The following is a 12,179-nucleotide window of genomic DNA, read 5'->3' as shown; positions in this document are numbered from 1 at the left end:
GGGCGAGCTGCTCGCGGTCCCCCAACCGGCGAATCGATACTCCCGCCACTTTTACCCGCACGGCACCGGAAGTGACAAGTACGGTCCGGGGTGGTGGCCGAGCCGTGACGGTGAGTGGCCGACATCAGCGGTATTCCGCGAGCCGCGGCCGCACCCCGAGCAGCACCAGCACGGCCGCCAGGCCGAGCGCCCCCGCGGGCGCCCCGGGCCAGCCGCCGAGCGCGTCGTCCGCGTCGTCGGCCTGCGCCGAGAAGTCGGCCAGCTGCTGCCCCGCGAGGCGGTCCAGGGTGGTGGAGAAGTCCCAGAAGTCGAAGGCCACGTCGCCGCGGCCGACCTCGGTGAGCACCGCGGCCCCCTGCTCGATGTCGCCCGACCGCTTCAGCGACCGCAGCCGGACGTCGTCGGCGCGGAAGTGGCCGTAGCGGGCCAGCACGTCCAGGTAGGCGGGGCGCTCGGCGTCGGTGGCGTAGCCGTCGGGCGACAGCAGGCCGTCGAGCGCCTTGGCGAGGTCGTCGAACTGCTGCTGGTCGGCGGCGCCGAAAGCCGATGCGTGGACGAACCAGCGGCTCTCGCTCGCCGCGGCCTGTGCGGCGACCGCGTGGGCCTCGGCGAGCCTGGTCCAGGGCCTGAGCCCCTGCTCGCCCGCGGCGGTCACCGCGTCGGCGGTGGCGGTGAGCGCGAGGCCGCCGGCGAGGGTGACGGCCAGGGCGGCGGCGCTCGCGGCCACCAGGGCGGGGTTGAACCGCCGGCGGTAGTCGCGCGCCATCTCCCACTGCCACCACAGCAGCACCGCGACCGCGGCCAGGCCCAGCGCGGCGATCACCAGGCTCCAGCGGACGGCCGCGTCGTGGGCGGCGGCCCGCTGCTCGTCGGCCTGCTTCTGGTAGGCCTCGGACAGGCGGCCGGCGGCGGGCAGCAGCTGGTCGTGCATGACGTTGCCGGCCTGCACGTTCAGGGACACCGCGCGAATGGGCGGATGTCCGGCGGCCGGGTCGGGGTCCTGCTCGGCGACGTAGGCCGCGCGGCCGCTGAGGTCGTCGTAGCGGCCGAGGCCGTCGAGCAGGCCGGTGACCGCCCCGTGCCGGGACCGGTCCGCGCCGAGCTGCTGGAGCAGTCCGCTGACCTGGGCGCGGCGCTCCTGGGCGGTGAGCAGGGCGTTGAGCTGGTTGCCGACGAGGGTGTCGTGGTCGGCGGCCGCGTGGCCGGGCGCGAGGGTGTCGGCGCGCTCCGCGTCGAGGTCGGCGAGTGCGAAGCGCAGCTGGGCGGAGACCGCGGCGCGGTGGGTGACGGTGGTGCGCAGCCGCGCGGTGTCGTGGCGCACGGCGACCGCGCCGATCACGGCGACCGCGCACAGCGCGCCGAGCATCACCAGGGCGGCGACGGTACGGACGCCGAGCCGGCGCGGTCCGCCGCTCAGCAGCCGCGGCCCGCGGCGCGGCCGGTAGGCCTCCGGCACCGGGGCGGTGGCGGGCTCCGCCGTCGCCGCGACCTCCCGCTGCGGTGGTGCCGTCTGAGACGTCGTCATATGCCGAAGCTAGGCGCGGGTCCCGAAAGCCCGGTGTCCTCAGGACGGCTGCCGGGTGTCCTGGCCGTCACAGGACTGCTGCGAAAGCCCGGCACCGGGGCGGGACCTCGGGCCGGACGTGGTCCGACGCCGTAGGTCAGGGTCCTTCCTGCGGCGGCTCCGGCGGGGGCTCGGTCCGCCACAGGGGGTGCTCCTCGCGCGCCCACCAGCGCGACACGTATCCGGTGCGCAGCCCGCGCCGCGCCTCGGGGTCCTGGGTGGCGAACCACACGTGCCCGGCGATGGCCGCGGCGAAGGCGAGCGCGAGCCAGTCGTGCACGAAGGTCGATCCGGTGCGCCACATCAGCGGCGACAGGCGCGGGAACCACATCAGGATGCCGGTGCCCGCCATGATCAGCAGCGCACCGGCGGCGAAGGCGGCGTAGAGCTTCTGGCCCGCGTTGAACTTCCCCGCCAGGCTCGGCTCCCGCCGGCGGCGGCGCAGGGCGACCCGCAGCCAGCGCCAGTCGTGCGGGAAGAAGCGGCCGAGCCGGCCGAGGTCGCGGCGCACGGCGCGGGAGGCCAGGCCCAGCAGCACCGGCACGGGGACGGCGATGCCGGAGTATTCGTGCAGGGTGACCACCGTCCTGCGGCGGCCGACGAGCTCGGCGAGCGGCGGGAAGTAGAGGCACGCGCCGGTGAGGACGCAGATGCCCATCAGCCAGTTCACCGAGCGGTGCACCCAGGTCTCGGCACGGGTGAAGCGGCGCAGTCCGGTTCGCAGCCGGGAGTCAGGTGGTGGGGTCATCGCTCCGGCCGTTCGATTTGCCGACCCAGCCGTCGACGTCGTAGCCGTAGTGCTCCCAGTAGCCGGGCTGCACGTCCTTGGTCACGGTGATGCCCGACAGCCATTTCGCGGACTTGTAGAAGTACATGGGCGCCACGTAGAGCCGGACGGGTCCGCCGTGGGCGGCGGTGACCGGCTTGTCGTTCATGGTGAGCGCGACCAGGATGTCGGCGCCGCGGGCCTGGTCGAGGGTCAGGCTCTCGGTGTAGACGCCGTCGAAGCAGTTGAAGCGGATCGCGGTGCCGCCGGGGCGCACCCCGGCCGCGTCCAGCAGGGTGGACAGCCGCACCCCGGAGAAGGCGGTCTTGGGCACCCGCCAGCCGGTGACGCACTGCACGTCGTGCACCACCCGGGTCTGCGGCAGGGCGCGCAGGTCGGCGAGCCGGTAGCCGGCCGGCCGGTCGACCAGGCCGCCGACGGTCAGCCGGTAGTCGCTCTCGCCGCGGTGCGGGATGGAGTTGGACACCGAGTAGAAGCGGAATCCGCCGCCGCCCGGCAGAAGCCCGACCACCCCGGTGGGATCCTTGGCGCTGACCGAGGCCAGGACGGAGTCCAGCTTGTCCTGGACGGCGCCGCCCACTCCCACGCCGACCGCGCCGAGCCCGAGCATGCCCAGCACGACCCGCCGCCCGACCGGTGTGCCGCGGCCCTCCTCGGAGGGCCCCGGTTCCGGGGTCGGGGCTTCTTCCGGTGCCCTCACCGGCGGCATGCGCTCGTCCATGACTCGATTCGAGCACGCCGGCCGCCATCTGACCAGGGCCGGTCCGACGCCGTCAGGATTCCGTCATATCTGCGCCGTCCCGCGCGCTCTCCCTTACGGTCGCGAGCAGGCCGGCGAGCGCGTCGTTGAAGGCGGCGGGGCGCTCCAGGTTGGGCAGGTGCCCGGCGCCCTCGATGACGGCCAGCCGCGAGCCGGGGATGCGGTCGTGGAGGAAGACGGCGTCCGCGACGGGGGTGAAGACGTCGTCGCTGCCGACGACGACCAGGGTGGGCACCGCGACGGTCGGCAGCGTCGCGGTGTAGTCGGGGCGTTCGGCCCGGCCGCGCAGGGCGGCCGCGGCGCCCTCGGGCGGTGCGGCGAGCATCATGCCCAGCACGTGCGCGGCGACCTCCGGCCGGTCCGCGACGGTCGCGGGCGAGACCATGGAGTCGAGCACCTCGTGGGCGTAGCCGGACATGCCGTCCCGCAGCAACCGGTCGGCCCGGTCGTTGCGTTCCTTCCTGCCCTGCTCGGTCTCGCCCTGCGCGAAGGTGTCGGCGAGCACCAGCCCGGCGACCCGGTCGGGGAAGAGCCGGTGGAATTCCAGCACGATCTGACCGCCCATCGACAGGCCGCACAGCACAGCCCGCCGCACCCCGAGGTGGTCGAGCAGTCCCGCCAGATCGGCGGCGAAGGTGCTCAGCGGGGTCAGTCCCGGGACGACCTGGGTGCCGCCGTAGCCGCGCAGGTCGGGGGTGACCACCCGGTGGCCGGGCGCCGCGCCCTGCTGCGGGCGCCACATGGTGCGGTCGAAGGGGTGCCCGTGCACGAGCAGCAGTACGCTCCCGGCGCTGTCGGAGCCACCGCCGGTGTCGTCGTAGGTCATGGTGATGCCGTTGATCAGAACGCTGTTCACCTGCGGATTTCCCCTCGTCAGCCCGTTGCTCCGATGCTAGGCGCGGGGCATTTGCGAGGGCAATGATGTGATTTGATCTCGGTGCAATGACGTGGTCCGCGGGGACCTGGCGGCGGGGGTGCGGAGATGGCGCGGGACTTCCGGCGGGCGGCCGACGCGGTGGCGGCCCAGATCGCCGCGGGGCGGCTGCGGCCCGGGGACCGGCTGCCGACGCAGCGGGCTTTCGCGCGGCGGCACGGGATCGCCGACTCGACGGCGAGCCGGGTCTACGCCGAACTGGCCCGCCGCGGCCTGGTCACCGGCGAGGTGGGCCGCGGCACGTTCGTGCGGGCGGCCGCGCCCGCGGCGGACCCGGCACTCGCGGAGCCGACGGCGGCGCGGGTGGACCTGGAGCTGAACTACCCGGTCGCCGCGGGGCAGTCGGAGCTGCTGGGCGCCGGACTGGCCCGGCTGGCCAGGCCCGACGTGCTGGCCGCCGCGCTGCGCCCGTCCGGAGCGGCGGGCACCGCGGCCGCGCGGGAGGCGGTCGCCGGGCTGCTCACCTCCGCCGGATGGGCGCCGGACCCGGACGGCGTGCTCTTCGCGGGCAACGGCAGGCAGGCCATCGCGTCAGCCCTGGCCGCGCTGGTCAGACCCGGTGGGCGGCTGGGCGTGGAAGCGCTGACCTATCCCGTGGTGAAGGCGGTCGCGGCCCGGCTCGGCATCACGCCGGTGCCGCTGGAGTGCGACGGGGAGGGGCTGCTGCCCGGCGCGCTGCTCGCCGCGCACCGGGCGGCGCCGCTGGGCGGGGTCTACGTCCAGCCGACGCTGCACAATCCGCTGGGCGTCACGATGCCGGACCCGCGCCGGGCCGAACTGGCCGCGGCCCTGCGGGAGACGGGGCTGACGGCGGTGGAGGACGCGGTGTGGTCCTTCCTGCGCGAGGACGCGCCGCCGCCGCTCGCCGCGTACGCCCCGGAGCGGGTGATCCTGGTCGACAGCACCTCCAAGCGGCTCGCGCCGGGCCTGACGGTGGGCTTCGCCGTCACCCCGCCCGCGCTGACCGCGGCGGTGACGGCCGCGCTGCGCTCCGGCGGCTGGGCGGGCGCCGGCTACGCCCTTGCGGCGGTGACCGGTTGGCTGACCGACGGCACCGCCACGGCGATCGCCGCGGCCAAACGGGCCGACGCGCGCCACCGGCAGCGGATCGCGGCGGAAGCCCTGGCCGGCCTCACGACGACGTCCGGACCGGGTTCGTACTTCCGCTGGTGGGAGCTGCCCGCCCCGTGGCGCGCCGACACCTTCGTGGCAGCCGCCGCCCGGCTCGGCATCGCGGTCACCCCGGCGGCGTCCTTCGTGGTGGGGCCGCACCGCACGCCGTCCGCCGTGCGCCTGGGGCTCGCCTCTCCCCCTCCGGCGGTGCTGGGCCGGACGCTGACCACGCTGGCGGACCTCGCGCGGACCGGCCCCGACGGTGTCGCTCCGGAGTGAGGACGCCGCCGGTCGGCGGTGCGGCCAGCTGGCGGTGGCATTTCCGGTTCGGCCCGTCCCGCACACGGAATCGGCTGGTCAGGGCCGCCGTGCACGACGAGTTGCGGGATTCCTCACATCGGGTGACGCTGATATCGCATCACGGAGTGCTGTAGCAGTCACTCTACGCAGTTTCGCTCAGGTGTTCCCATCGGAGCGGCGAAAGGGCGGTTCCCCGCATGTGCGGGGCCCGTCCCAGCCGCGGAGGGAGTCGCAGCCGTGATCATGCAAGCCGACGAAACAGACAGGACCGACCCGACCCACCGAACCGAACACGAGTGCACGCTCGAACTCGAAGCGCACCCGTACCGGATCCAGCAGATCCGCCGCATCGTTTCCGCGCAGCTGCGCTACTGGCGGCTCGATCCGCTGGTCGAACCCGCGTCGAGCGCCACCAGCGAGCTGCTGGCGAACGTGCACCGACATGCCAAGCCCGACAAGAAGTGCGGTGTACGGCTGACCCTCGCCGACGACCGTCTCACCGTGGCCGTCACCGACCACGACCCGCGGCTGCCGCAGCTGCGGCCGGTGGAGCCGATGGCCACCACCGGGCGCGGTCTGACGATGGTCGAGGCGATGAGCGACAGCTGGGGCACCGACCTGCTGCCGGAAGACGCGGGCAAGGTCGTGTGGTTCGTCCTGCGCACCCCGCTCTCGGTGCCGACGCTGGTACCGCTGCGGACCACGGTGCCGTTCGAACGCGCGCTGCCCGAGCCCGAGCCGCTCCCCGAGCCGGTCGCCATGGCCGCCGCGGCCTGACCGCAGCACTCGGCGACAGTACGCGGGCCGGCCGCCGTCTCCCCCGCGGGAGGCGGCGCCCGGCCGTACGGACGCGGTGGAGGCGCCCTCCGCCGCGTCAACTCGCCTTCGGTACGGCGCTCCTGCGGCCCGTCAGCTCGCCCAGGGCGCGGCGCCCTTGCCGCCGCCGGGGCCGCGCGGGTCACGGGCGAAGTGCTCCTCGAGCACCGACATGCGCCGCCAGTATTCCTCCTCGTCGATCTCCCCCGCGGCGAACCGCCGTCCGAGCACCGCCATCGGGCTGTGCTCGCCGGACGCCGCCGGCCTGGTCCGCTGCCACGGTCCGCCGCGGCCGCGCCACACCGTGCGGCGCAGCACGGTGACCAGGGCGGCCACCGCGAAGAACCAGACCAGCGGGAGGAAGAGGATCCACGGGCCGGGCCCGCCGTCGTGCCAAGCCAGGGTGTTCATCGTCCGTCATCTCCTCGGTCGCGCCGGGTTCTCCCGACACCACCGAGCCTGCCTCCCGTGCCCGCCGAAATCGTCGTACGGCCGGCGGCAGCGGCGCTGCTCCCCGGGAAGTACGCCGAGAGCCGTCGCGCGGGGGGCGGCGTACCGCGCAAGATGACCTGCCGCGAGGGGCGCCGTCAGCCCCCCAGCGCCGCCAGCGGGTCGTCGAGCACCGGCTGCCAGGCCAACTCGGCGGCGCCGACCAGGCTGTTGTGGTCCAGTGCGCAGGCCACCACCGGCACGCTGCCGCTGCGTCCCCACAGACTGTGGTCGGCCACCACCGCGCGCAGCGCCTCGGGGGCGGCGTCCAGCAGGTGCCGGTGCAGGCCGCCGAGCAGGATGCGGTCGGGGTTGAGGACGTTGACCATGCCGGCCAGGCCGCGGCCCAGCCGGTCGATCAGGATGTGCGCCGCGGCCTTGACGGCCGGGTCGGCATACTCCGTACGGAGCAGGTCGCGGCTCTGTTCGAGCAGCGAGACCTCGGGGCCCGGGAGGCGGCCCGCCGCTTCGAGGAAGGCCAGCGGGTCCGCCTCGACGTCGAGGCAGCCCCGGCTCCCGCAGTGGCAGGGGCGCCCGTCGGGCTGCACGGTGAGGTGGCCCACTTCCAGGGCGAGCCCGGAACTGCCGGTGTGCAGACGGCCGTCGAGCACCAGCGCGCCGCCGACGCCGCGGTGGCCCGAGGCGACGACCAGCAGGTGCTGCGCTCCGCGGCCCGCGCCGTGCCGGTGCTCGGCGAGCGCGGCCACGTTGACGTCGTTGCCGACGAAGGACGCGACGGGCTCGCCGTCGGGGCCGAGGATGCCCACCCGGGCGATCTGGCTGGTGAAGACGTCGCGCACCGGGGCGCCCGCGGGCCAGGCCAGGTGCAGCGGGTTGAGCGCGGTGCCCTCGGGCTCTGCGACCGCGGACGGCACCGCGAGGCCCGCCCCGACGCACACCCGCCCCGACCCGCGCAGCAGGTCGGCGCCGGCCTCGACGACCGCCGCCAGCACGTGCGCGGGGTCGGCCGGCACCGTCATGCTGCCGGGCGCGGTGGCCACGATCTCCCCGCCGAGCCCGACGAGCGCGGCCCGGAAGCCGTCCGCGTGCACCTGCGCGGCCAGGACGACCGGGCCCTCGGGCGCGACGTCCAGCCGGTGCGAGGGCCGGCCCTGCGCACCGGAGGGGCCGCTCGGCCGGGTGTCCACCCGGATCAGGCCCAGCGCCTCCAGCTCCGCGGCGACCGCACCCGCGGTCGCGCGCGTCACGCCCAGTTCGGCGGTGAGAAGCGCGCGGGTCGCCGCGCGGCCGGTGTGCACCAGGGAGAGCGCGGGCCCGAGTGCACCGCGGCCCCGCTCAAGCCTTGTCCGAATCTGTGTCACCCCCCTATTCTGACTTTGTGCCGACGCTAAACAAAATAGGGACGGCCCTGAGCCGATCCCATCACACTCCCGCCATCGACCCCGTCCTGCGCCGCCTGCGCATCGCCCTGACCGTCTTCTTCGCCGTCGACGGCTTCCTCTTCGCCGGCTGGGTGGTGCGCATCCCGGCCATCAAGGCCCAGGTCGGCGCCTCCGCCGGCCAGCTGGGCCTGGCGCTGCTCGGCGTGTCCGCAGGCGCGGTGCTGACGATGGTGCTCACCGGGCGGCTCTGCCGCCGCTTCGGCAGCGACCGGGTCACCCTGGCCACTGCCGTCGTGCTGTCGCTCAGCATCGCCCTGCCGCCCCGAACCCACTCGGCACTCGGACTCGGCCTGGTCCTGCTGGTGTTCGGCGTATCGTACGGCGGTCTGAACGTCGCCATGAACAGCGTCGCCGTCGAACTGGTCGCGGCCATGCGCCGCCCGGTCATGTCCAGCTTCCACGCCGCGTACAGCCTCGGCGGGCTGATCGGCGCAGGCCTGGGCGGACTGCTCGCGCCGCACCTCCCGCCCGCCACCCATCTGCTGCTGCTCACCCCGGTCGGCCTGCTCACCGTCGCCCTGGCCGGACGCGTACTGCTGGCCCACCCGATCGAGCTACCGCGGGAGGACGTGGTGCGGGCGAAGCCCGCCGCGGAGCCTGCTCCCGGCGGGACCTTGCCCGTTGCGTCCTCCGCCGGCCGGTCCACTCCCGGTGGGCTCTCCGCCGGCCGGTCCACTCCCGATGGGGCCTTGTCCGGCGGGTCCTCCGCCGCGGACGGGGTGCGGCGCACCGGCGTGCTGGTCCTGCTCTTCGGGCTGATCGCGGCCTGCTCGGCCTACGGAGAGGGAGCGCTCGCCGAATGGGGGCCGCTGCACATCCAGCAGGACCTGCACGGCGGCCCGGGCATCGCGGCGGCCGGATACGCGGCGGTGGCGGCGGCCATGACGCTGGGCCGCCTGTCGGGCACCGCGCTGCTCGAACGGCTCGGCCAGACCCGGGTGCTGGTGCTCGGCGGCCTCACCGCGGCCTGCGGCATGCTGCTCGGCGCCCTGGCCCCGGTGGTCCCGCTGGTGGTGCTCGGCTTCGCGCTCACCGGTCTCGGCCTGGCCAACCTCTTCCCGACCGCGATCGCCAGGGCCGGGGCCCTCACCGGTCCCAGCGGCGTGGCCGCCGCGTCCACCTTCGGCTACGGCGGGATGCTGCTCGGGCCGCCCTCGATCGGCTTCCTGACCGACGCGGTGGGCCTGCCGACCGCGCTGACCACGGTGTCGGCGCTGGGCGCGGCGGCCGCCGCCATCGCGTACGCCGTACGCAACACCGGCCGCAGGGCCTGAGGCACCGCGGACACAGCGGGCACCGGGGGCACCGCCACGGGACTTGACGCACATCACAGGCGCCGGAATCGCCGGACAGAGGGATGCTGGTGACGGCCGCGGCGGACCGCCCCCGCTTCCGGCCCGAGGAGGAGCGATGCGCGTACCGGCCCGGCTGATCGATGCCACCCGCCCGGCGCACAGGGAGCGGGCGTCCCGCATCTACCTGGTCGTGGTCGGCGTCGCCCTGGTGCTGCTGCTCCTGGACACCGCCCTGGTCTCGCACCGGCACGCCTCGCCCACCGGTTTCCTGCTGCTGGCGGTCACGCTGCCGTGGACGCCGCTGCTGTGGTCGCTCGCCGCGTCGGCCGGCGGGCTCGACGTCGAGACGACGTCCTTCGGCTGGTCCGGCTGGGCTCTCGCGGTGCTCGCCGCACTGGTCGGCGCTGCGGTCAACGCCGTCCTGCTCGGTTACGCGGCCAGGCTGGCCCGCCGCCGCAGGGCGGCGTCGGGCGACGCGACGCGGCACACCTGAGGCGTACGCGTCACCGTCGTGGGTGGTTCATGAGGGAGTGCCGGCGGTTCGCGAGGGAGCGGGTCACACCTGGGCGGGCTTGGCGAGCATCCGCTCCAGGACGGCGCGGTGGCCGGGGCGGGCCCGCTCGTAGCGCTGCCGGCCGTCGTCGGTGATCGCCACGTAGACACCGCGGCGGTCCTCGCTGCAGATGCCGCGGTCGACGAGGCCTTCCTTCTCCAGCCTGGCGACCAGCCGGGACAGCGCGCTCTGGCTCAGGTGCACCCGGTCGGCCAGTTCCTGCACGCGGAAGGTGCAGCTGCCGTCCTCGGGGTCGCCCGCGAGGACGTCGAGCACCTCGAAGTCGCTCGCGCCGAGCCCGTACTGATGCAGCTCACGGTCGAGTTCGCACGCGGTCCGCGCGTGGATGGCGAGGATCTCCCGCCACTCGCGCTCCAGCGCCCGCTCACCCTTGTCCACGGTCATGTTCGCAGGGTAGCAGAAAACGGACCCCGATGCACGGACATTAAATGCGTTTGCATCTGATGCGCATGCATGTAATCTACCGACCATGACCTCTCCGTCAATCACCGTCCCCCGGTCCGAAGAGCGCTGGAGTGCCCTGCAATGGGGCACACTCTTCGTCCTGTGCGGCGCGCTCTTCCTCGACGCACTCGACGTCTCGATGGTCGGCGTGGCGCTCCCCTCGATCGGTGACGACCTCCACCTGTCCACCAACTCCCTGCAGTGGGTCGTCAGCGGCTACATCCTCGGCTACGGCGGCCTGCTGCTGCTCGGCGGCCGCGCGGCGGACCTGCTCGGCAGGCGCCGCGTCTTCCTCGTCGCACTCGGCATCTTCGCCGTCGCCTCGCTGCTCGGCGGCCTGGTCGACTCCGGCTCGCTGCTGATCGCCACCCGCTTCATCAAGGGCCTGAGTGCCGCCTTCACCGCACCGGCCGGCCTGTCGATCATCACCACCACCTTCGCCGAGGGCCCGGTGCGCAACCGCGCCCTGACCATCTACTCCAGCTGCGGCGCCACCGGCTTCTCGATGGGCCTGGTGCTCTCCGGCTTCCTGACCGAGGCGGGCTGGCGCTGGACGATGCTGCTGCCCGCGCCCGTCGCGCTGATCGCGCTGATCGCCGGCCTGAAACTGATCCCCAGGACCCCGCGCGAGAGCACCGAGGGCAGAGGCTACGACCTGCCCGGCGCCGTCACCGGCACCGCGTCCATGCTGCTGCTGGTGTTCACGGTCGTCTCGGCCTCCAGCGCCGGCTGGGCCTCGGCCCGTACGCTCGGCTCCTTCGCCGGAGTCGCGGCGCTGCTCGCGGCCTTCGTCGTCATCGAGAGCCGCTCGTCCCACCCGCTGATCCGGCTGGCCGTGCTCCGCTCCTCCAGCCAGGTCCGCGCCAACATCGGCGGCGCCACCTTCTTCGGCTCGTACATCGGCTTCCAGTTCCTGGTCACGCAGTATCTGCAGAACGTGCTCGGCTACAGCGCCATGCAGACCGCGCTCGCCTTCCTGCCCGCGGGGTCGCTGGTCGCCATCCTGTCCACCCGGATGGGGCCCATCGTCGACCGGTTCGGCACCCCGCGGGTGATCGCGGCCGGCTTCGTGTCGCTGGTCACCGGCTACGCGCTCTTCCTGCGCATCGACCTGCACCCGAGCTACGCCGCCGTCATCCTGCCGTCGATGCTGCTGCTCGGCGCGGCCTTCGCGCTGGCCTTCCCCTCGCTCAACATCCAGGCCACGAACGGCGTCAAGAACGAGGAGCAGGGCATGGTCTCCGGCCTGCTCAACACCTCCTTCCAGGTCGGCGGTGCGATCTTCCTCGCGGTCGTCACGGCGGTCGTCACCGCCAACACCGGCGGGCACGGCGGCGGCAAGCAGGCCGTGCTCGACAGCTACCGACCCGCGCTGTGGGCCGTCACCGGCATCGGCGTGGCGGGCCTGCTGCTCACCCTGTCGGGGCTGCGCAGGCAGCGGCCCTCGTACGGCATCCTCGTCGCGTCCTCGGCCGTGGACGAGGCGCGACGGGTCGACGGCGGGGCGGTGGCTGCGCCGGTCGCGACGTCCGCGTCCGCGTCGTCGTCCTCGTCCGTCTCGGAGGCCGCCCCTGCCGGGAGGGCCGCCTCCGGGTCCGGTCCCGCGTCCGGAGGTACGGGGACGGGGCGCGAGTGATCCGCGGGTGTGCCCGTGCATCCCGCCCGGGTACACCTTCCACTTCCGGCCCGGCTCCGCACGT

The 12,179-nt window shown here is 74.4% G+C and carries 12 protein-coding genes; 5 read left to right on the top strand and 7 right to left on the bottom strand.

Annotated elements, in window-relative coordinates; translation table 11 throughout:
• Positions 1-124 precede the first annotated feature (124 nt).
• From BUE44_RS09400 to BUE44_RS09385, 4 genes are all read right to left on the bottom strand, one after another.
• Positions 125-1,525: a hypothetical protein gene (locus BUE44_RS09400; RefSeq protein WP_073496036.1), complete on the bottom strand. Its 1,401-nt coding sequence runs from the start codon at positions 1,523-1,525 to the stop codon at positions 125-127.
• Positions 1,526-1,661: 136 nt separating this feature from the next.
• Positions 1,662-2,312 (bottom strand): cytochrome b/b6 domain-containing protein, encoded by a 651-nt coding sequence (locus tag BUE44_RS09395; RefSeq protein WP_073496034.1) that lies wholly within the window; start codon positions 2,310-2,312, stop codon positions 1,662-1,664.
• Positions 2,296-3,072 carry a molybdopterin-dependent oxidoreductase gene (locus BUE44_RS09390; RefSeq protein ID WP_073496032.1) on the bottom strand — a complete coding sequence of 259 codons (777 nt, stop codon included), beginning with the start codon at positions 3,070-3,072 and terminating at the stop codon, positions 2,296-2,298. The genes BUE44_RS09395 and BUE44_RS09390 overlap by 17 nt, the downstream gene beginning before the upstream one ends.
• Positions 3,073-3,124: 52 nt before the next feature.
• Complete coding sequence (locus BUE44_RS09385; protein WP_073496234.1) at positions 3,125-3,937, bottom strand: alpha/beta fold hydrolase; 813 nt, start codon at positions 3,935-3,937, stop codon at positions 3,125-3,127.
• Between the two features lie 156 nt (positions 3,938-4,093).
• On the opposite strand from BUE44_RS09385, the gene BUE44_RS09380 reads away from it, so the two are divergent.
• Positions 4,094-5,437, top strand: a complete 1,344-nt coding sequence (locus BUE44_RS09380) for an aminotransferase-like domain-containing protein (protein ID WP_073496030.1) — start codon at positions 4,094-4,096, stop codon at positions 5,435-5,437.
• 264 nt (positions 5,438-5,701) lie between these two features.
• Positions 5,702-6,235 carry an ATP-binding protein gene (locus BUE44_RS09375; protein ID WP_079189626.1) on the top strand — a complete coding sequence of 178 codons (534 nt, stop codon included), beginning with the start codon at positions 5,702-5,704 and terminating at the stop codon, positions 6,233-6,235.
• A gap of 132 nt (positions 6,236-6,367) precedes the next feature.
• Here BUE44_RS09375 and BUE44_RS09370 read toward each other — a convergent pair whose 3' ends face one another.
• Positions 6,368-6,685, bottom strand: a complete 318-nt coding sequence (locus BUE44_RS09370) for an SHOCT domain-containing protein (protein ID WP_073496026.1) — start codon at positions 6,683-6,685, stop codon at positions 6,368-6,370.
• Positions 6,686-6,861: 176 nt separating this feature from the next.
• Entirely contained in the window at positions 6,862-8,085 is a 1,224-nt protein-coding gene (locus tag BUE44_RS09365) for an ROK family protein (RefSeq protein ID WP_073496024.1), read from the bottom strand.
• A 17-nt stretch (positions 8,086-8,102) separates the two neighbouring features.
• On the opposite strand from BUE44_RS09365, the gene BUE44_RS09360 reads away from it, so the two are divergent.
• Positions 8,103-9,440 (top strand): MFS transporter, encoded by a 1,338-nt coding sequence (locus BUE44_RS09360; RefSeq protein ID WP_200804376.1) that lies wholly within the window; start codon positions 8,103-8,105, stop codon positions 9,438-9,440.
• 136 nt (positions 9,441-9,576) lie between these two features.
• Positions 9,577-9,954: an SCO4225 family membrane protein gene (locus BUE44_RS09355; protein ID WP_073496021.1), complete on the top strand. Its 378-nt coding sequence runs from the start codon at positions 9,577-9,579 to the stop codon at positions 9,952-9,954.
• Between the two features lie 63 nt (positions 9,955-10,017).
• Here the strand turns inward: BUE44_RS09355 and BUE44_RS09350 are convergent, their stop codons facing one another.
• The gene (locus BUE44_RS09350) at positions 10,018-10,419 is read right to left on the bottom strand and encodes a MarR family winged helix-turn-helix transcriptional regulator (protein ID WP_073496019.1); all 402 of its coding nucleotides are present in this window, start codon (positions 10,417-10,419) and stop codon (positions 10,018-10,020) included.
• Positions 10,420-10,504: 85 nt separating this feature from the next.
• Between BUE44_RS09350 and BUE44_RS09345 the strand changes: the two genes are divergently transcribed.
• A complete protein-coding gene (locus tag BUE44_RS09345) occupies positions 10,505-12,115 on the top strand; it encodes an MFS transporter (RefSeq protein WP_079189613.1) in 1,611 nt (536 codons plus the stop codon).
• The last annotated feature ends 64 nt before the right edge of the window (positions 12,116-12,179 follow it).

Source organism: Actinacidiphila paucisporea, from assembly GCF_900142575.1.
In the GTDB taxonomy this organism is placed as follows: Bacteria; Actinomycetota; Actinomycetes; order Streptomycetales; family Streptomycetaceae; genus Actinacidiphila; species Actinacidiphila paucisporea.
This window is presented reverse-complemented; position numbering and strand designations above follow the sequence as displayed.

Coding starts and splice junctions, on each gene's coding strand:
- BUE44_RS09390 (WP_073496032.1), bottom strand. CDS start 3,072: ATGGACGAGCGCATGCCGCCGGTGAGGGCACCGGAAGAAGCCCCGACC.
- BUE44_RS09350 (WP_073496019.1), bottom strand. CDS start 10,419: ATGACCGTGGACAAGGGTGAGCGGGCGCTGGAGCGCGAGTGGCGGGAG.
- BUE44_RS09370 (WP_073496026.1), bottom strand. CDS start 6,685: ATGAACACCCTGGCTTGGCACGACGGCGGGCCCGGCCCGTGGATCCTC.
- BUE44_RS09355 (WP_073496021.1), top strand. CDS start 9,577: ATGCGCGTACCGGCCCGGCTGATCGATGCCACCCGCCCGGCGCACAGG.
- BUE44_RS09380 (WP_073496030.1), top strand. CDS start 4,094: ATGGCGCGGGACTTCCGGCGGGCGGCCGACGCGGTGGCGGCCCAGATC.
- BUE44_RS09385 (WP_073496234.1), bottom strand. CDS start 3,937: ATGACCTACGACGACACCGGCGGTGGCTCCGACAGCGCCGGGAGCGTA.
- BUE44_RS09400 (WP_073496036.1), bottom strand. CDS start 1,525: ATGACGACGTCTCAGACGGCACCACCGCAGCGGGAGGTCGCGGCGACG.
- BUE44_RS09375 (WP_079189626.1), top strand. CDS start 5,702: ATGCAAGCCGACGAAACAGACAGGACCGACCCGACCCACCGAACCGAA.
- BUE44_RS09395 (WP_073496034.1), bottom strand. CDS start 2,312: ATGACCCCACCACCTGACTCCCGGCTGCGAACCGGACTGCGCCGCTTC.
- BUE44_RS09345 (WP_079189613.1), top strand. CDS start 10,505: ATGACCTCTCCGTCAATCACCGTCCCCCGGTCCGAAGAGCGCTGGAGT.